The 20,074-nt window shown below is 63.7% G+C and carries 9 protein-coding genes; all 9 read left to right on the top strand.

The features are described 5' to 3' along the window. The first annotated feature begins 330 nt into the window (after nucleotides 1-330). The 9 genes from ACZ5WT_RS02460 to ACZ5WT_RS02420 all read left to right on the top strand — a co-directional run bounded on the left by ACZ5WT_RS02460 (nucleotide 331) and on the right by ACZ5WT_RS02420 (nucleotide 20,002). Complete coding sequence (locus tag ACZ5WT_RS02460; RefSeq protein ID WP_464285808.1) at nucleotides 331-8,457, top strand: DUF7507 domain-containing protein; 8,127 nt, start codon at nucleotides 331-333, stop codon at nucleotides 8,455-8,457. A 2-nt stretch (nucleotides 8,458-8,459) separates the two neighbouring features. Then, nucleotides 8,460-11,909, top strand: coding sequence for a TonB-dependent receptor (locus tag ACZ5WT_RS02455; protein WP_464285807.1), 3,450 nt, complete (start codon nucleotides 8,460-8,462; stop codon nucleotides 11,907-11,909). A 199-nt stretch (nucleotides 11,910-12,108) separates the two neighbouring features. Next, nucleotides 12,109-13,104 carry a BMP family protein gene (locus ACZ5WT_RS02450; RefSeq protein WP_464285806.1) on the top strand — a complete coding sequence of 332 codons (996 nt, stop codon included), beginning with the start codon at nucleotides 12,109-12,111 and terminating at the stop codon, nucleotides 13,102-13,104. Nucleotides 13,105-13,158: 54 nt separating this feature from the next. Next, complete coding sequence (locus ACZ5WT_RS02445) at nucleotides 13,159-14,709, top strand: ABC transporter ATP-binding protein (RefSeq protein ID WP_464285805.1); 1,551 nt, start codon at nucleotides 13,159-13,161, stop codon at nucleotides 14,707-14,709. Further along, nucleotides 14,706-15,788, top strand: coding sequence for an ABC transporter permease (locus ACZ5WT_RS02440; RefSeq protein WP_464285804.1), 1,083 nt, complete (start codon nucleotides 14,706-14,708; stop codon nucleotides 15,786-15,788). The genes ACZ5WT_RS02445 and ACZ5WT_RS02440 overlap by 4 nt, the downstream gene beginning before the upstream one ends. Before the next feature lies 1 nt (nucleotide 15,789). Next, nucleotides 15,790-16,734: an ABC transporter permease gene (locus tag ACZ5WT_RS02435; RefSeq protein WP_464285803.1), complete on the top strand. Its 945-nt coding sequence runs from the start codon at nucleotides 15,790-15,792 to the stop codon at nucleotides 16,732-16,734. Between the two features lie 19 nt (nucleotides 16,735-16,753). Beyond that, nucleotides 16,754-18,037, top strand: coding sequence for an amidohydrolase family protein (locus ACZ5WT_RS02430; protein ID WP_464285802.1), 1,284 nt, complete (start codon nucleotides 16,754-16,756; stop codon nucleotides 18,035-18,037). A gap of 160 nt (nucleotides 18,038-18,197) precedes the next feature. After that, the gene (motA, locus tag ACZ5WT_RS02425) at nucleotides 18,198-19,061 is read left to right on the top strand and encodes a flagellar motor stator protein MotA (RefSeq protein ID WP_464285801.1); all 864 of its coding nucleotides are present in this window, start codon (nucleotides 18,198-18,200) and stop codon (nucleotides 19,059-19,061) included. Nucleotides 19,062-19,081: 20 nt separating this feature from the next. Then, on the top strand, nucleotides 19,082-20,002 hold the full coding sequence (locus tag ACZ5WT_RS02420; protein WP_464285800.1) for a flagellar motor protein MotB: 921 nt from the start codon (nucleotides 19,082-19,084) through the stop codon (nucleotides 20,000-20,002). Nucleotides 20,003-20,074 lie beyond the last annotated feature (72 nt).

The following is a 20,074-nucleotide window of genomic DNA, read 5'->3' as shown; positions in this document are numbered from 1 at the left end:
CTTATCGATTCTGTCAAAAACTGGGACTCGCGCGTCTCTGTCCTCCCGGCGGCGCGTGCCTGGTTTGGCGTCGCGCGTGGGTGGTCTCTCCCTCACCACCCACGCAGTGATCCAGGAAAATGGCTAGTTCATGGTGCCTGCGCAGTGGGTGGCGGGGCGGTTTTCGCCGTCGCGTCGCTGCGTGTCCTGTCCTGTCTTGTGCCAGGGCAAGAGGCGCCTGCACGGCGCCCCCATTTTGGGGCGCCCGTCAATTTCCCGTTCCCAGACCAGTTTTTTGTGCGGTGCCAATTGGTGCCGCTTGTTTTGTTGTCGATGCCAGAGAGTTTCGCCATGTCCGATCGTCGCAAGAATATCTTCCGGAACTCCGGTCTTGCGGGCGTGATCCTGGCGAGTGCTCTGCTGGCTGTCCCTTCGGTCATGGCGCAGAGTGCCGGTGACTGGACACTCAATATCGACAATACCGGCTACAACCTGATGCCGGCTGGCGGGTTGCTGCCCTATGGCATCCGCATCGACAGCAGCGCCAACGGGGGAACGCCGGCTTCCTCGATCACGTTCACGATTCCGGCCACGGCCACCTATGAGGGCATTTCCGGGCTGGATAATTGTGTGGGTACCCCGGACCTGGTCACCCCGACATCGGTGAAGTGCGATGTCCCGGCCCTTGCGGATGGCGGGTCGCTCAATGCGATCGTGAACCTGCGGCCGATGCAGGAAGGGATCATCAGCCTCACCGGCACGATGCCGCATGGCACGACCTTCACCCGCCCGACCACCGTGCAGAAGGGTGCCGACCTTTCGGTGCTGATGAGCGTCAGCCCCACCACCGTGCAAGCTGGTTCGCGTGCTGGGTTCAAGGCCAAGATCCACAATAACGGGCCCTATCCGTCCCAGAGCGCGCGACTGGTCATTCCGGTGCCGTCGGGGCTGTCGTCCGCCGTCACCATGCCGGCGGGCTGCTCGATCGCGTCCAACACGATTACCTGCGATATCGCCGGCCCGATTGCGGTGGACCAGGATATCGAGCTCGATTTCTCGGCTCAGGTGACCACCGAAAATGCGTCGACCGTGACGGTCGCAGCGACGGTGAGCTCCACCGCCCCACGCGATGGCGTCAGCGACAACGACCACTCCACGGCTGATATCACCGTCACGCCCGGTACCGACGTCTCGGTCGGCAAGCTGCGCTCTCCCTCCGGGCTGATCCTGATCGGCGACACGGTGACGTTCACGCTGTCGCCGCGCTATGTCGGCAATGTACCGACCTCAGCGACGCTGACCGATACCGTGCCGGCGGAATACGAGATCGTCTCGGTCACCCCGACGGCCGCATCGGGCTGGACCTGCCCCGCGCCAGTCGGGCAGGCCATCGACTGCGCCTATACGGCAGCAGCAGGGACCAGCTATCCGGCGGCCATCACCATCGTCACCAAGGCCAAGAGTGCCTCTGCTGCCGGCGGGGTGACCAATACGGCCACCATCGCCTCGGTCGACGAAAATGCCGATGCCAAAGACAACAATAACGGCACCGACGGCGTCGCCCATATCGTGGCGCCAACCGTCGATCTGGTGGCAATGAAGTCCGGTCCGCGTGGCGGTCTGGCTGTTGTTGGCCAGAGCTATGATTTCACGCTGCGCGCCCGCAACGATGGCAATGCGCCCTTCCATGGTCCGCTGACCATCACCGATCACCTGCCGGCCGGGTTGACCCTGACCGCGGCGAACCTGCCAGCCGGCTGGTCGTGTTCGCCCGCGCTGCCGCTGGTCGGCGGCCCCGGCGCCGATTTCAGCTGCACTACCAACAATTACACCCCGGGCGCTCCGCTCGGCTCTACCCAGCAGACGCCGAACCTGGTGCTGACTGCCGATGTGACGGCCGCTGGCAAGTTCACCAATGGCATGACCGTGTCCTATCCCGGCTACGATCAGCCCGGCGGTGATATCGACCTTCCCAACAACACTACCGGCTCGGACGTTGACAGCTCGGAAGGCCCCAACTCGGCCGATGTGAGCGTGGTGAAAACCCGCAAGGGTCCCGTCGTCGCGGTGGATTCGGGCAGTCCGGTGTCGTTCGACATCGAAATTCGCAACGCCGGTCCCGCGTCGTCTCAGAATGTCGTGCTGGACGATCGCCTCAATGACATCGTTAATGGCGCCAATGGCGGTCAGCCCCAGCCGGGTGACGTCGTGGTCACTCACACTCTGGGCAACGCCACCGGCCTGGTTTGCAGCTTCCCCAATAGCAGCGCCTATTCGGCCGACCTGCAGTGCGTCATTGACGATCTGCCCAAGTGCACGACGGGTGTGGATTGCCCGGTCGTTACGGTCACGATGCGGACCGGTAGCCAGGGCACCAAGACCAATACTGCCAACGTCTTCTCGACGAAGACGCCAGACCCCGTCCTGACCAACAACAGCTCAAGCGTCAATTATGACGTGACCTCGCGCACCGACGTGACCGTGCAGAAGTCGAGCCCGGTCTCGGCACTGGGTGCCAAGGCGGGTCAGGAGCTGATCTATGTGCTGACGGCCATCGTGCCGCGCAACGGCCTGTCCGACGCCGACAATGTCACGCTGGTGGATACTTTGCCCGAAGGTCTGGTGTTCAAGAGCGCCGACCCCAGCAGCGGCGTCTGCGCGGTCAAGCCGGCTGCCGGCGCGATCACCACCGCCCTCAACAAGACGCTGAGCTGCAATCTCGGCACCATCGCCAATGGTGCCCAGCAGACCGTGACGGTCACCGTCGTTCCGACGACGGCGATCGTGGACGACATTGCCGTCAATAATGTCCTGGTTTCGACCTCGACCACCGAGCCCGACAAGAGCAACAACTCGGCAATGCTGCCGATCAAGATCCTGCCGCCTGAGCTGGACCTGATCATCAGCAAGACCGACGGTCCCGATCCGCTCGAGATCAACCTGAACACGACCTACACGATCAAGGTGCGCAATAGCGGCCCGTCCGACGCGTTCAATGTGGTGATGGTCGATACGCTGCCCACGACCGGGCTGGCCAATCCCGTGGTTACCGGTTCGGTTGGCGGTTCGTGCGTCCTCGCCGGTACCAGCCCCACCGTGCCGGGCGGTACCGTGACCTGCACGTTCCCGCACCTGGCTGCCAACAAGGATGCGGATGTCACGCTCACCATGAAGGGCGTGGCGCGCGGCCGTCACACCAACAATGTGAGTGTCACGTCCGACGAAACGGTCGGGGGCTATGAATTCCCGCAGACCAACAACACGTCCTACGAAGACACGACCGTGCGCGAGCGCGTCGACCTGTTGGTGACCAAGGTCCCCAGCGTCAGCACCGTGGACCTGCGCAAGGAATTTTCCTGGACCATCACAGTCCTGAACCAGGCCGGGGCAGGCCTTGGCATCGCCGACTCGGTGACGCTGAACGACGTTTTGCCGGCGGGCATGGAATTGACCCGAGTCCCGGTGGCGCCCCCTGGAACCACCTGTACCGGTGTTGTCGGTGGCCGCAATATCTCCTGCGAACTGGGGGATATCGCCAATGGCGCCTCCGTCGAGATCACGCTCTACACCAAGATCACGTCGCTGTCGGCGCAGGCCGCCTCCAACTCGGCAACGGCCACGACCCTCTCATTCGAGCAGACGCCGCCAAACAATACCGGTTCGGGCAGCGTCACCACGGTTCAGGGCGCCAGCATCAGCGGCAAGGTCTACCGTGACTTTAACGCCAACGATTCCAAGGACGGTGTCGATACCGGCATTGCTTCTCTGACCATCAGCCTTGAGGGCACCGCGCTGCACGATGGTGCCGTGATTACGCGGGCAATTCCAACTGATCCGCAGGGCAACTACAGCTTCACCGAACTGCCGCCCGGTACCTATAACGTCTACTACGGGACCATTTCCGAACAGCATCTGCGCGATGGCAAGGCATTGCCTGGCCTCGCCGCCGGCTTGGCGATCGCGAGTGGCGTCAACCGGATCAACAATATCGTCATCACCAACGCCATCAATGGCACGGGGCACGACTTTACCCGTGTCCCCGTGGCGCGTATCGGCCTCGGCAAGGTGGCGGGTACGCCAACGATCCTGGCCGACGGCACCTACACCATCGCCTATTCGCTGACGGTCAAAAATTTCAGCCTTGAACCCGTAACGGGGGTGTCCGTCACGGATATTCTCGATGGGGCATCGCAGAATTTCGGCACCAATAGCGGTATCGCTCTGCCGACAGAAGGACAGTATCGTGTCGAATCCGTCACGAGCACTTTCGGCTCGCTCAATTCGGCTTTCAACGGCGCAACCGTCACCAGCCTCTTGACCAACGGCACGCTGCCTGCGGGGGCGACCGGCACGCTGACGTACACCGTCCTGGTCAATCCGGTCATCCCGCGCGTCGTGCCTGCGCTTGTCCACACCAATCAGGCAAGCGTCAGTGCTATCGGCCAGCATTCGGCCCAGACCCCGAATGACCTCTCGCACAACAATGCCAATCCCGATCCGGATGGGAACGGCATTCCAAACGAACCCAATAACAATACGCCAACCACGGTGACGCCGGCTGCCTCGCCGGCGGTTGACCTGGTCAAGACCGCGACGCCACGCCGTGTTGCCGGCATTCCAGCGGTCGGCGACATCATCGACTACGCGTTCCAGGTCACCAATACCGGCAAGACGCCGCTGCTCAACGTGACCGTGACCGACCCGCTGATCGGCCTGGCCTGGGTGAACAACACCCCGATCGCCCGGCTGAACCCCGGCGTGGTGGATACCACGTCTTACACGGCCACCTATACCCTGACACAGGCCGATCTCGATCGCGGCACGGTGCCCAATACGGCAACCGTCACCGGGCAATGGGGCGTCTCCGGCGTTACGCCGCAGAACGTAACCGATACGTCGAACGCCACCGTTCCGGCGCTCAGCCGGCCCGGCCTGACCATCGTCAAAACTTTGGAATCTGCGGCTGGTATTGGCAATCCGCGCACGGCGGTGGGCGACATTGCGCGCTATCGCTTCGTCGTCACCAATACCGGTAACACCACGCTCAACAACGTGACCGTCACGGACGCGCTAAGCGGGGTCGCCGCCGATCCGGCTGGGTCGTTCACCATCGGCACGATGGCACCGGGTGCGACGACGACCGTTTATGCCAATTATCCCGTAAAGCAGGGCGATATCGACGCCGGTTCGGTCAGTAACAGTGCGACGGCCGGCGCAGTGCATGGCCCCGGCAATACGCCGATCACCACGCCGCCCAGCTCGGTCAACGTGCCGCTGTATCGCGAGCCGGGCCTGACGGTGACCAAGTCGCTGACCAGCACCATTCCGGCCGTGCCACGGCAGGGGACGCCAATCACGTGGACCGTGAAGGCGACCAATACCGGCAACGTGACCCTGACCAACCTTGTCGTCACTGACCCCTATCCGGGTGCGGTCGTCACTCCGGCCTCGCATGCGAGCCTGGCGCCAGGTGCGAGCTATAGCTTCACCGTCAACGCGCCTCTGGATCAGGCGAGCATCAACAGCGGCTCGCTCGATAACACGGCGACGATCAACTTTTCCGATCCGGTGGGTCCGCAGCCGCCCAGGACGGCCAGCTACCACGAGCCGCTGCCGGCCCATAGTCCGGCCATCGCGCTGAAGAAGACCGGTAACGTCTCTGGCCTGTCGAACCCACCGAAGGTCGGCGACACGATCGCTTATACAATCGTGATCCGGAACACCGGCAACGTCGCCCTGAATTCGATCACGCTGGTCGACCTTTTGGCAGGCGTGGTGCTCGATTCGGCTGACGTTATTGCGATGCAGGCCGCTGTGCTCAAGCCGCAGAACGCGGCAGGCACCGTGCCGGCCAGCGAGAACGAGATCACGGTTCGCGCCACCTATGCGCTCAAGGTCGCCGATATCGATCGCGGTTCGGTGATCAACACGGCTGTCACCACTGGCAAGTCGGTTCCCGTTCCGGGCACCACGGTCACCGATCGTGGCGGCACGACTTTTGAAACCGATGACCCGACGGATACGCCGCTGGCTCAGTCGCCTTCCATCGGCCTGGTCAAATCCATCACGTCGGCTGCGCTCAGCACGCCGCCAAAGGTTGGCGATGTCATTACCTATGGTTTTGTCGTCACCAATACCGGCAACGTGACGCTCAATAATATTGCCTTGACCGATGCGGTCGCGGGAGTGGTCATCAGCAACCCAACCAACTGGACGGGTCCGCTGGTTCCAGCCGCTACCAATTCGACGGCCTTCACTGCAACCTATGCGCTGACGCAGGCCGACATCAACGCTGGCACGTTTGTGAATACTGCACGGGTAGAAGGCACTGGCCCGGGTGTCGGCGGCGTGCCCACCACGGTGAACGCCACCTCGACCGCCACCCAGCCCGTAGCCCGCACGTCGTCGTTGACGGTGGTCAAGTCGGCGACCCCGACCCTGACCACGCCACCGGCGGCCGGGGACGTGATCGACTACACGTTTGTCGTGACCAATACGGGCAATACGACGCTGACCAATGTCGTGCTGACCGATCCGCTGGTTGATCTGGTGATGAACTCGCCGACCACGATCGCGACCCTGCTGCCGGGCGCCGCCAATGCGGTGACAATCGACGCGACCTACGTGGTGAAGCAATCCGACATCCACACCGGCAAAGTTACCAACCAGGCATCGGTTAGCTTCAACGACCCGGTTGGTCCGCAGCCGATCGTTCCATCCAACCGTGTCGACGTGCCGCTGACGCAGTCCCCTTCAATCGCCATCGTCAAGTCGTCGGCGTCGGGGCTCAGCGATCCGGCAGTTGTGGGCCAGGTGATCACCTATAGCTTCACCGTCACCAATACCGGCAACATGGATCTTACCGGCGTTGTCATCAACGATCCGCTGGCGCGCCTGACGCCAGGCTCCTTCACGGTGCCGGGCACACTTGCCCCCGGCCAGACCTCGTCTGTCTTCACCGCCACCTATGCCATTGATGCCAATGACATCGCGGCGGGCGAGGTGCGCAACCAGGCCACTGCCACGGGCACCTATGACGACGGCTCCGGCCCCAAGACGGTCACCGACCTGTCGGGCCCGACCATCACCACCGACGCGCCGGAGATCGTTCCGGTGCTGCCCGAAGCCCCGAGCATGACGATCGTCAAGACTGGCAGCTTCGCCAGGACCGGTGCCTATGTCTATGTCGGCGACGTCATCGACTACCAGTTCGTCGTGACCAATACCGGCAACGTGCCGCTCAGCAATGTGCTGCCGCGCGAACTCGGCATCACCTTCGGTGGCCGCCCGGCAACGGGTGTGGTCGAGCCGATCCTGCCCGGTCCGCAGACGATCGCGGTGGGTGGCAATGCCACCTACACGACGCGCTACGTGCTGACGCAGGACGACATCAACAACGCTGCGGGCCTTGCCAACGGTGTTGCCAACCGGGCCGATGCCACGGGCGACTACAATGGCACGCCGGTCACGGCGACGCCGGACGATGCGATATTGAGCATTCCGACGCAGGAACCGGCCGATATCACCATCGTCAAGCGCGCTCTGGTCTCGTCCATCCGCCGGGGTGAAACTGCTGGTTTCGTCATCAGCGTCACCAACAATTCGCTCGCCGATGTTGGTCTGGTGACGATCACCGATCGCCTGCCGAACGGGTTCACCTTCGTCGAGGGTAGCGCCACGGTAAACGCCGTTGCAGTGACGCCTGTCGTGGTGGGTCCGGTCGTGACCTTCCCGCCCACGCGCCTGGGTCCGAAGGGGAGCATCGAGATTCGTCTCGTGCTCCGCGCGCTGCCGACAACGCCGCCCGGCACCTATCGCAACATCGCCGAGGGTACCGATGCCATCGGCACGCCGCTGGCCCCGCCAGCCCATGCTGATATCCGCATCGATGCCGAGGCGGTGTTCGATTGCAGTGACGTGATTGGCACGGTCTATGACGACCGCAATCGCAACGGCTATCAGGACCAGGACGAGCCGGGCATTCCGGGCGTGCGTCTCAGCACCGTGCGCGGCACGCTGATCACCACCGATGCCTATGGGCGCTATTCGGTGCCCTGCGCGGCGCTGCCGAATGGCAATACCGGCTCGAACTTCGTGCTCAAGATCGACGAGCGCACGCTGCCGACCGGCTTCTCGCTGACCACTGAAAACCCGGGCATGGTTCGCCTGACCCCGGGCAAGATGGTCGAGCTGAACTTCGGGGCCTCGATTGGCCGCGAAATCCGCCTCAAGCTCGATGCCTCCGCCTTTGTCGGCGGCAGCACGGCTCCCGTGGCGGCGCTCGATGGCGGGCTCGATCAGGTGATTACCCTGCTCGAACCGGAGCGCTCGACGCTGTTCATCTCCTACCAGCCCAGCACCGACGGTGCGCTGGCGCGCCAGCGTGTCGATCACATTGTGACGCTGATCCGTGAGCGGTGGGACCGCGCGGGCGAGCCCTATCGCCTCGTCATCAACACCGCCATCGGGGAGAACTGATCATGAAGGGCATTTTCAGGACCCTCCGCCATTCCGCACTCGCGGCCACCTCGATGTTGACGCTGGGGCTGGCGACGCCGGCCCTGGCCCAGGTGGGCTTTTCGATCTCGGTCGACGGCACCCATGTTGCCGGCGATCCCGTGCCGCGCGATACCAAGCGCGAGACCGACCGCGCGCTGGCCCTGACCGACATTCAGGTGACCTTTGATGGCCTGGGCGCCAAGCCCAGCCTCAATGTGCTGCCGGTCAATCGGCGCAGCGTCTATCGCGTCGGCGAGGTGGTGAACTTCGTCATCGACACCAATTACGCGCCATGGATCGCGCGTTCGGAAGTGCGCATCTATGAAGCGGGCACCGACAAGTCGGTTGCCGTGCTACCAGCCCAGGCGGGCAAGCCGGTCGACTGGCAGGTGCCGGCCGATCGCAGCGGCGAATTCTACTATGTCGCCCGCGTCTACGACCGGAATGGACGGTTCGACGAAACGCTGGCGCTCAAGCTGACCCGTAGCGAGGAGATCGCCACCGAGGCGACCGACCTGCCGGTCTGGGGCGATGACCGCACCGGCGTGCGCAACATCACCGTCGAAGGTGGCATGGTCACGGTGCACGGCACCAACCTACCGGCAGGCGGCACCGCCCATATCCTGGGCGAAAGCGTTCCGGTGGATGCCACCGGCGCCTTCGTCACCCAGCGCATCCTGCCGAGCGGCGACCACAGCATTGAAGTGGCCGTCGATGCGCCCAATGGCGCGGGCATGGTGTTCACCCGCGACATCAACATCCCGACGCAGGACTGGTTCTATGTCGGCATGGCCGACCTGACCTTGGGCAAGCGCTGGGGCGACGGGAAGATCATCGACGCCAATCCCGGCGAGTTTGACGGCGTCTATGCCAAGGGCAGGGCGGCGTTCTATCTCAAGGGCAAGATCAAGGGTGAATACCTGCTGACCGCGTCGGCCGATACCGGGGAGGGCCCGCTGTCGGAGATGTTCAACGGCGTGTTGTCCAGCGATCCGCAGGCCGTGCTGCGCCGCATCGATCCCAACCAGTACTATCCGGTCTATGGCGATGACTCGGTGATGGTCGATGACGCCCCGACGCGCGGCAAGTTCTATGTCCGGCTCGAGCGTGGCCCGAGCAGCGTGATGTGGGGCAATTTCCGCACCGTGGTGGGCAACAGCCAGCTGCTGCGCAGCGAGCGCGTGCTCTATGGCGCCGCCGCCCGCGTCGAATCCGATGCCGTGACCGCCAATGGCAAGCCGGTCTTCGAGGCCAATGGCTATGCCGCCCAGCCGGGCACCTTGCCGGCGCGCGACGTGCTGCGGGGCACGGGCGGCTCGGCCTATGTGCTGCGCCGTCAGGACGTGGTGGCCGGTTCGGAAACCATCAGCATCGAGCGCCGCAACGCCACGACCGGCATGGTCGTCTCCACCACGCGCCTGCGCGCCGGTGTCGACTACACCATTAATTACATGCAGGGCCTCGTTATCCTGGCGCGTCCGCTGGCCTCCACCGAACGCGCAACGGGCGCCGTACAATCGAGCAGCGACGACGTCGTCAATCTCGTGGCCCAGTATGAGTTCAGCCCGCCCAATGCCGATATTGGCGAATATGCCTTTGGCGGCGCCGGCACGGTGCGTTTCGGCGATGTCGTCAGCGTCGGCGTGGTCGGCATGAGCGAGACGGTCGAGAGCAATCGCGACGTCCGCGTCTATGGCGCCAATGTCAAAGTCGCACCGACCGAGCGCTCGTTCCTTGAAGCCGAAATCCTGCGCAGCGAGGGGTCGTCCCTCTCCAACTGGCTCTCCACCGATGGCGGCATGACCTATGTGCAGCAGCCGGTGTCGGGCACGGTCGCACCCGCCCATGCCTATCGCCTGCATGGCCAGGTCGCGCTCGACGATTTCATGGAAGGCACGTTCGATGCCGTCGCCGGCTTCACGCTGGAAGGCCGCCAGGCCGGGTTCTCCACCATCGACCAGCAGGCCGCCCATGACACGCTGGCCTTCAACGGCTTCATCGACGCGCAGATCACCGCTGATCTGGCGCTGGCGCTGAATTATGACCACATCGACAATGCCACGGGCGCGCGCCGCGACGAGTTGGGTGCCGAGGTCCGCTATCGCCTGAGCGAAGCCTGGGCGGTCAGCCTTGGCCTGCTGCATCGGGACGAAGTGCGCCCCGGCGGCGCGGCAAGCGCCAATGGTTCGCGCACCGATCTAGGCCTGCGGCTGGCCTATAACCCCGATGACGATCTGACACTCTATGGCTTCGGCCAGGCGACGCTGGCGCATAGCGAAGGCTTTGGCCGCAATGATCGCGTCGGGTTTGGTGCTGATATCCGCATCGCCGAAGACTGGACGCTGTCGGGCGAAGGCTCGGTCGGCACCACCGGTCCGCAGGCCATGGCCACGGTCAGCCACGAATCCGAGCCGGGCAAGCGCACCTATGCCGGTGTCCGCGTCAGTCCTTCGGCTCAGGACGACTTCTTCGTCCAGAACAAGGCGCTGAGCGGTGTCGTACTGGGCTCCGAACAGCGCATCAACGAAGCGGTTTCCGTTCGTGCCGAAAATACCTTCGGCCTGTTCTCCGATGCCGGTTCGGCCACGGCGCTCTATGGCGTCGACTTCACCCATGACGCGCACTGGACCAGCTGGGGTCTCTACGAAACCGGTCGCATCGTTGACCAGAGTGCAAGCGACTTCGATCGCCATGCTCTCTCGCTGGGCTTCGGCTACAAGGACGATGCCATCGACTGGACCAACCGTGGCGAGCTGCGCTTCGAGAACTCCGCCGACCACAAGCGCGACCGGACCACGGCCCTGCTGCAGTCGGGCCTGTCGGTCAAGACCGACGAGAGCTGGCGCGTGCTGGCCGGGTTCAACAGCCTGCTCAGCCGCTCCGACCAGAGCGCCATTCTCGATGGAGATTATGTCGAAGCCAGTGTCGGCGCGGCCTATCGCCCGATCGACAATGACCGGCTCAATGCCCTGTTCCGCTACACCTATCTCTATGACCTGCCGGGTCCCGATCAGGTGTCACGCGGCACCGCGACGGTACTGGGTCCGGCGCAGCGCAGCCACATCCTCAGCGTCGACGCCAATTACGACATCACGCCCTACCTGACCGTTGGCGCCAAATATGGCCTGCGCGTGGGCGAGGTCTCGGCCAGCCGTGACCCCAAGGACTTCGCCAAGTCGACGGTCCATCTGGGCGTACTGCGTGCCGATATTGCCGTGCTCGAAGACTGGAGCGTCCTGCTCGAAGCGCGGGCGCTCTACAATCCGCAGACCACCATCGCCGATTTCGGCGCCCTGGCGGCCATCTCCTATGACTTCACGGACCAGTTCCGCGTGGGCGTGGGCTACAACTTCGGCAAGTTCTCCGACGACCTGCGTGATCTCACCTATGACGATCACGGCGTGTTCCTCAACATGACGGCCAAGTTCTAGCGCCAGCCGGTTTTGACCTCAAAAGAAGCCCTCCGGGGCTTCTTTTTTTTGGGCGCGCCCCGGATTTTAGATTGAACGTGCCGCGTGCGCGCCTCTGGCCAGTGGATGGCCTGCTTTCCTCACTTGCCAAGGCCCCCCCATTCCCGCCTAGATGGGCGGCAGGGAAGCTTGGCGTTTTTTGGACAAAACGAGGTCGCAAATGACTGACAAAACTAAGATTGCACGTCGTACAGTAGTGGCTGGCCTCGCGCTGGGCGCGGCGCTGGTCATGGGTGTTCCGGCCTGGGCGCAGGACCTCACCAAGGTCGCAGCGGTCTGGACCGTTCCGGTCGAGCAGCAGTGGGCGAGCCGCCTGCACAATGCGCTCATCGCTGCCAAGGATCGCGGCGAGATCGAATATGTCTATTCCGAGAACGTGTCGAACACCGACTACGAGCGCGTGATGCGCGAATATGCCGAGCAGGGCGTCGCCCTGATGGTCGGCGAGGCGTTTGGCGTCGAGCAGCCGGCGCGTGCCGTTGGCGCCGAATATCCCGAAATCAAGTTCCTGATGGGCTCGTCGCTCGCACCGGTTGAGCCGAACTTCGCCACCTTCGACAATTTCATCCATGAGCCGAGCTACCTCACGGGCATGATTGCCGGTGCCAAGACCGCAACCGACAAGATCGGCATGGTCGGCGGCTACGCCATTCCCGAAGTGAACCGCCTGATGAACGCGTTCATGGCCGGTGCGCTGTCGGTCAATCCCGACGTGAAGTTCTCGGTCAGCTTCATCAACTCCTGGTACGATCCCCCGAAGGCCAAGGAAGCCGCTTTCGCCATGATCGATGCCGGCGCCGATATCCTCTATGCCGAGCGCTTCGGCGTTTCGGACGCGGCCAAGGAACGCGGTGTTCTGGCCATCGGCAACGTGATCGATACCGCCGCCGATTATCCCGGCACCATCCTCGCCAGCGCGCTTTGGCATGGTGAGCCGATGATCGACAAGGCCATTGCCGATGTGAAGGCCGGTACCTTCACCGCGTCGGATTACGGCATCTACGCCTTCATGGCCCATGGTGGTTCGAGCATGGTTGTCGATGAGGCGCTGGCCGGTCCGGAAGCGGTTGCTGCGGCAAAGGCCAAGGAAGCCGAAATCCTCGCAGGCACGTTCACCGTCGAAATCAACGACGCCGAGCCGACCTCGAGCATGTAATTCTTCCAGCCGGGCGCCGCTTCAGGGTGCCCGGCGCATCTTGCCGGGGCACACATGCAGGATAAGCAAGGCGATGTCGTGCTCTCGCTGGAGGGCATTACCAAGCGTTTCGGCGCACTCGTAGCCAATGACGGATTGGATCTCACCCTGCATCGGGGCGAGATCCTGGCGCTGTTGGGCGAAAACGGTGCCGGCAAGACGACGCTGATGAATATCCTCTTCGGCCATTACGTGCAGGACGAGGGTGTTGTCCGCGTCGCTGGCGACAATGGCCTCGTCGTGCTGCCGCCGGGCTCGCCTGGCGCTGCCCTGGCCGCCGGCATCGGCATGGTGCACCAGCACTTTGCCCTCGCCGAAAATCTCTCCGGCCTCGACAATATCAGGCTCGGCACCGAGCCCCTGCTGCGCCCCGCCAGCGGCCGCGCCGCCCGGCGCCGCGTCGAGCAGATCATCGCCGAAAGCGGGCTCGAGGTGGACCTCGACCGCAAGGTGGCCGCGCTGACCGTTGGCGAAAAGCAGCGGGTCGAAATTCTCAAGGCACTCTATCGCGACGTGCGGGTGCTGATCCTCGACGAACCCACGGCCGTTTTGACGCCGCAGGAATCCGAAGGCCTGTTCGGCGTGCTGCGCCGTCTCGCGGCGCGCGGGCTGGGCGTCATCTTCATTTCCCACAAGCTGGGCGAAGTGCTCTCGGTCTCCCATCGCATCGCCGTGCTGCGCGCCGGTCGCAAGGCCGGTGAGCTGGTGACCGCGCAGGCCGACCGCCGCGCCATCGCCGACCTGATGGTCGGCAAGGCCGTGGCCGAGGTGCATCGCACCCAGCCCGCCCCCGGCGCGGCGCTGGTCGAGTTCAAAAACGTGACGCTCAAGCGCGCACCGGCCCGCTCGCCGCTCACCGATGCGAGTTTCTCGCTCCGTGCCGGCGAGATTGTCGGCGTCGCCGGGGTGTCGGGCAATGGGCAGGCGGCGATCGCCGCCTTGCTCTCCGGTCTGGCCGTTCCCGATGGGGGCGAGGTGCTGCTTTATGGCAAGGCGATCAAATCTGCTGATCCGCGCGCGCTAGTCGCGGCCGGAGTCGCAAGAATGCCAGAAGATCGTCAGCATGATGGAAGCATTGGCGTGATGTCGGTGGCCGACAATATCGCCATCGAGGACGTCAGAAGCCCGGATTTCCAGCGGTTTGGCCTGCTCAATCGCAAAGCGATGCAGCAACGGGCAGTTGCAGCCATTGCTGCATACGATATTCGCTGCCCGGGACCCGATGCAGAGGCGCGGCTGCTGTCGGGCGGCAATGTGCAAAAACTCATCCTCGCGCGGGTTCTTGAGCGTTCTCCGAGGGTTATCCTGGCCAACCAGCCGACGCGTGGCCTCGATGTCGGCGCGCAGGCCGAGGTGCACCGCCGCATTATCGCCGCCCGCGACGGCGGCGCCGCCGTCATGGTGATTTCAGAGGATCTTGACGAATTGTTCGCCCTTGCTGACCGTTTTCTTGTGGTTCACGCCGGGGAAGTCACCGACGCCGGAGCCTCGGACGTGCTCGATCGCAGCACTGTTGGCCTGCTGATGGCCGGGCAAGTGGTCACGGCAGCTGAGGTAACGCCATGAGTTTCCGTATAGAACCGCGCGCCGAAGCCTCGGTTGGCCTGCGCATCGGCGTCTCGCTGCTGGCGGCCCTGGCGGCGCTATTGCTGGTCGCCATCCCCGTGCTATTTGCCGGCGGGTCACCGCTGACGGCCTATGAACTGATCTTCAAGGGCGCCTTCGGGTCGATGTTCGCCCTGTCCGAAACGCTCAACCGCGCCACTCCGCTGATCCTCACTGGTCTGGCGGCCGTCGTGGCATTCCGGGCCAAGCTCTGGAATATCGGTGCCGAAGGCCAGCTTTATATCGGTGCGCTCGCCGCCGTCGTGGTGGGCAGCGGTATAGTGCAATTGCCGCCAGCCCTGATGATCCCGGCCATCATGCTGGCCGGTTTCCTGGCCGGTGGCCTGATGATGGTGGTCCCCGCCGTGTTGAAGCAGCGCTTCGGTGCTGACGAAGTGGTCATCACCCTGCTGCTCAACTTCGTGGTCATCCTGTTCATCCAGATGCTGGTGGAAGGCGTGCTGAAGGACCCGATGGCGCTCGGCTGGCCGCAGTCGGTGCCGCTCATCGACGCCGCGGATTATCCCAAGCTGATGCCGCGCATGCGCATGCATTTCGGGCTGATCGTGGGTGTCGTCGCGGCGCTGGTGCTGTGGGTGCTGGTGCGCAAGACGGTTCTGGGCTTCGAAATCCGCGCTGTGGGTGAGAACAAGGCGGCAGCGCGCTTTGCCGGTATTCCGGTTGACGCCACCATGCTCAAGGTCGCGTTGATTTCGGGTGGCCTGGCTGGTCTCGCCGGCGTTGGCGAAGTGGCTGGCGTCAAAGGATATTTGTCGGCCGACCTGTCACCGGGCTTTGGCTATACCGGCATCGTGGTTGCGATGCTGGCGGGACTATCGCCCATCGGCGCCGTGATCGCGGCGGTGTTCGTGGCCGCGGTCTTTGTAGGCGCGGATTCGATGAGCCGGGCGACCGGGATTTCAAGCTATCTGGCGGATCTGGTGGTGGCGCTGTCGCTGCTATGCGTGCTGGTTGGCAGCTTCTTCCTGCGTTGCCGCGTGCGCTACGAGCGCCCGGTGCAGAAGCTGGCGGGAGAGTAACATGGAAGTTATCGATATCCTCCTCTCGGCCAATTTCTGGGCGGCTGCCTTGCGCATCGCCACGCCGCTGATTTTCGGCGTGCTGGGCGCGCTGATCTGCGAGCGGGCAGGGGTGCTCAATCTGGGCATTGAAGGCATTTTCGTCGCCGGAGCCATGGCCGGCTGGCTGGCCGTCTATCTCGGGGCTGGTCTGTGGACAGGTGTGCTCGTCGCGGCGCTCGCCGGGGGGCTGTTCGGCCTGCTGCATGCCGTGCTGACGGTGATCCTTGGCCTGTCCCAGCACGTCTCGGGCATCGGCATAACGCTGCTGGCGACCAGCGCCAGCTACTTCACCTATCGCACCGCGCTGCCGAACGTGTCGTCGCCGCCGCGCATTACGCCATTCCAGCCGATTTCGATCCCCGGCCTCAGCGATCTGCCGTTTATCGGTCCCGCGCTGTTCCAGCAGACGCCGATGACCATGCTGGCGCTGCTGCTGGTGGCGGTGGTGGCTTTCGTGCTCTACCGCACCCCGCTTGGCCTCGCCATCCGGGCTGTGGGCGACAACCCCGCCTCGGTCGAGGCGCAGGGGCTTTCGGTGCGCGGGCTGCGTATCGGCGCGGTGGTTGCAGGTTCGGCGCTGATGGCGCTGGGCGGGGCCTTCCTCACCATGTCGGCCTTCGATGCGTTCTTCTTCGGCATGGTCAATGGCCGTGGCTGGATCTGCATCGCGCTGGTGGTGTTTGCCTCCTGGCAGCCGGGCAAGGCTCTGCTGGGGGCGCTGCTTTTCGGAGCGTTCGATGCGTTCCAGATCCGCCTGCAGGCGCAGATCGGACAGGTGGTGCCCGGCCAGGTGTTCCTGATGCTGCCCTATCTGTTGTCCATTGTGGCGTTGGTCATAGTGGCGCGTCGCGCCGACTATCCGCGCGCCCTGCTGCAGCCGTGGTTCAAAGGCCAGCGGCACTAGTTTTCCAAGGAGTATCCCCGTGTTCGACCTCAAGATTACCAATGCAACTCTCCCCGATGGCCGCACCGGCGTCGATATCGGGGTGCGCGAAGGGCGTATTGCAGCGGTCGAAACCAACCTTGCGGGTGAAACCGGCGAAACGATCGACGCGGACGGGCAGCTGGTGTCGCCGCCCTTCGTGGATTGCCACTTCCACATGGATGCCACCCTGTCGCTCGGCCTGCCGCGCCATAATGAAAGCGGGCGGCTGCTTGAGGGCATCCAGATCTGGGGCGAGCTCAAGCCACTGCTGACCCATGAAGCGGTGATCGAGCGTGCGCTGCGTTATTGCGACCTTGCTGTTTCGCAGGGGCTACTGGCCATCCGCACCCATGTCGACGTCTGCGATGACCGCCTGCTCGGGGTCGAGGCGCTGCTCGAGGTCAAGCGCCTCGTTGCGCCCTATATCGACCTGCAGCTCGTGGCCTTCCCGCAGGATGGCTATTACCGCTATCCCGGTGCGGTCGACCTGCTGAACCGCGCCCTCGACATGGGCGTTGACGTGGTCGGCGGCATTCCCCACTTCGAACGCACGATGAGCGACGGCGCGGCCAGCGTGACCGCGCTGTGCGAGATCGCGGCCGAGCGCGGGCTGCTGGTGGACATCCATTGCGACGAGACCGACGATCCGCTGAGCCGCCACATCGAGACGCTGACCTATGAGACCCATCGCCTGGGTCTGGGCGGGCGCGTTGCGGGATCGCACCTCACTTCGATGCATTCGATGGATAACTATTACGTGAGCAAGCTGCTGCCGATGATGGCTGAAGCGGGCGTTGCGGCCATCGCCAATCCCAATATCAACATTGTCATCCAGGGCCGCCACGACACCTATCCCAAGCGCCGCGGCATGAACCGGTTCCCCGAAATGCTGGCTTATGACATCACCTGCGCCTTCGGCCAGGACTGCATGATGGACCCCTGGTATTCGCTGGGTCAGGCCGACATGCTCGAAGTGGCCAATATGGGCCTGCACGTCGCGCAGATGACCAGCCGTGACGCGATGCGCCAGTGTTTTGCGGCGGTTACCAGCGGTCCCGCGCGGATTCTCAACCTTGAAGGCTACGGGCTCGATGTCGGTTGCAAGGCCGATATGGTGCTGCTGCAGGCGGCCGATCCGATCGAGGCGATCCGCCTCAAGGCCACCCGCCTTGCCGTCATCAAGGGGGGCAAGGTGATCGCCCGCACGGCACCACGGCAGGCGCAACTCGCCCTGGCTGGCCGGCCCGCGACGCTCGACCCCTCACGCGTTCGCGCTCAGTAAGCATTCGATTCAAGTTCATGCGGCAAGCTTAGGCTTGTCGCATGGCGGATCTGCGAACCTCGCAGCCGTCACAGGCCGCAGGCTAACCCGCTGTTAAGGTAAACCGACCGATAATGTCGCCCTGGGAACGATGTCCCTCTCAGGGTGAGTTTTAGGTCTTATGCGTCTGATTATCGGCATCGTCATTGTGGTGGGTAGCGTCGTCGGAGGCTATCTCGGGGTCGGCGGACACTTCCAGGTCCTTTGGCAGCCGTTTGAATTCGTGATCATCTTGGGCGCAGCCATCGGCGCGTTCGTCATCGGCAATACCGGCCCGATCATCAAGGGCACGCTGGGTGCGTTCGGCACGCTGTTCAAGGGCCCGAAATACAACAAGGCGGCCTATGTCGAGCTGCTGGGCATGCAGTTCAGCCTCTACAAACTGGTGCAGTCCAAGGGCATTCTGGCGCTGGAACAGCACATCGAAAACCCGCATGAATCGACCCTGTTCAACCGGTTTCCCACCTTCGCCAACAATCACCACGCCGTGGAATTCGTCTGCGACTATCTGCGCATGGTGACGCTGGGCTCCAACAACGTTCATGAGATGGAAGCGTTGATGGACGAGGAGCTGGAAACCCACCACCAGGAAAACGAGCGCATCGTGGGTGCCGTGCAGGCGCTGGCCGACGGCACGCCCGCACTGGGAATCGTGGCCGCCGTGCTTGGTGTTATTCACACCATGGGCGCCATCAGCGAGCCGCCGGAAGTGCTGGGCCACATGATCGGCGGCGCGCTTGTGGGTACGTTCTTCGGCGTGTTCGTGGCCTACGGGTTCTTCGCGCCCTTCGCGCAGGGCCTCAAGAACATCTACGAGGCGGAATCGAAGTACTTCCTGTCGCTCAAGGTGGGGTTGCTGGCGCACATTTCCGGCCAGGTTCCCGTCATGGCGATCGAGTTTGCCCGCAAGGCGCTGCTGTCGGAAGACCGCCCGACCTTTGCTGAAATCGACGAAGCCACCTCGAACCTGCCCGCTTCGACCTAAGACCAAAACGGAAAGCCAGAATGGCGGATTTCGACCGGCCGATCATCATCAAGAAGGTCAAGAAGAACAAGCACGCCCACCACGGTGGCGCGTGGAAGATCGCCTATGCCGACTTCGTGACCGCCATGATGGCCTTTTTCCTGCTGCTCTGGCTGATCAGCATGACGACGCCGGAACAGAAGGAAGGTCTGGCGACCTATTTCGCGCCACCCAATATCGCGCCGACCACCAGCGGTTCCGGCGGGCTGATGGGCGGCACGGCACTCGACGATTCCGCGTCGCTGATGGCGGGCTCGACGCCCGACGTGACCATCGACGCTTCGGTTACCCCCAAGGGCATGGAATTCGGCACCAAGGAAGGCGCCCTGTCCGGGCGCGCCGAGGGCGAGGGGAGCCTCTACGACCCGGCCAAGGCCTCCCAGTATGATCTGAAGGCCGAAGACGATCAGGCCTTCCACAGCGCCGCCGCCAGTATCCGGCAGGCCTGGCAGGCCATGCCTGATATTACCGAGATTGCCGACAACCTCTTGGTCGAGGAGACCAAGGAAGGGCTCAATATCCGCATTGTCGATCAGGAGGGCCGGCCGATGTTCCCTGAAGGCTCGAAGTACCCGACTGAGACGACGCGACGCGCCATCGCGGCTATTGCCCCCATCCTGCAAAAGCTGTCGGCTCCGGTGCGGATCGCGGGTCATACAGCGGCCGGTGGCACCTATGCCAATCCGCGCTACAGCTCGTGGGAATTGTCGTCGGACCGCGCCAATACGGTTCGCCAGATCCTGGGCGAGTTCGGGCTTAGAGATGACCGCATCTATTCGGTGGTTGGCCGTTCGACGGCAGATCCGTTCTTCCCCAATGACCCCTATATGGCGGCCAATGAGCGGATCGAGATCACGCTCCTGCACGAGATTCCGCCGGTTCCGGCTGGGCTCAAACCCTGATCTGAAACCGCCGCCCCGACCTCCGGGCGGTGGTTTTGTTTTGCTGTGACCAAACGGTCGGTGCGGCTGGCA

The sequence above is a fragment of the Devosia sp. T2-14 genome (assembly GCF_055397495.1).
Note: the sequence above shows the minus strand (reverse complement) of the source record. Positions and strands in the feature narration are given on the sequence as shown.

What these genes read in the sequence shown, in the direction of transcription:
- ACZ5WT_RS02450 (WP_464285806.1), top strand. Translation starts at nt 12,109, where the DNA reads ATGACTGACAAAACTAAGATTGCACGTCGTACAGTAGTGGCTGGCCTC.
- ACZ5WT_RS02420 (WP_464285800.1), top strand. Translation starts at nt 19,082, where the DNA reads ATGGCGGATTTCGACCGGCCGATCATCATCAAGAAGGTCAAGAAGAAC.
- ACZ5WT_RS02435 (WP_464285803.1), top strand. Translation starts at nt 15,790, where the DNA reads ATGGAAGTTATCGATATCCTCCTCTCGGCCAATTTCTGGGCGGCTGCC.
- ACZ5WT_RS02445 (WP_464285805.1), top strand. Translation starts at nt 13,159, where the DNA reads ATGCAGGATAAGCAAGGCGATGTCGTGCTCTCGCTGGAGGGCATTACC.
- motA (WP_464285801.1), top strand. Translation starts at nt 18,198, where the DNA reads ATGCGTCTGATTATCGGCATCGTCATTGTGGTGGGTAGCGTCGTCGGA.
- ACZ5WT_RS02460 (WP_464285808.1), top strand. Translation starts at nt 331, where the DNA reads ATGTCCGATCGTCGCAAGAATATCTTCCGGAACTCCGGTCTTGCGGGC.
- ACZ5WT_RS02440 (WP_464285804.1), top strand. Translation starts at nt 14,706, where the DNA reads ATGAGTTTCCGTATAGAACCGCGCGCCGAAGCCTCGGTTGGCCTGCGC.
- ACZ5WT_RS02455 (WP_464285807.1), top strand. Translation starts at nt 8,460, where the DNA reads ATGAAGGGCATTTTCAGGACCCTCCGCCATTCCGCACTCGCGGCCACC.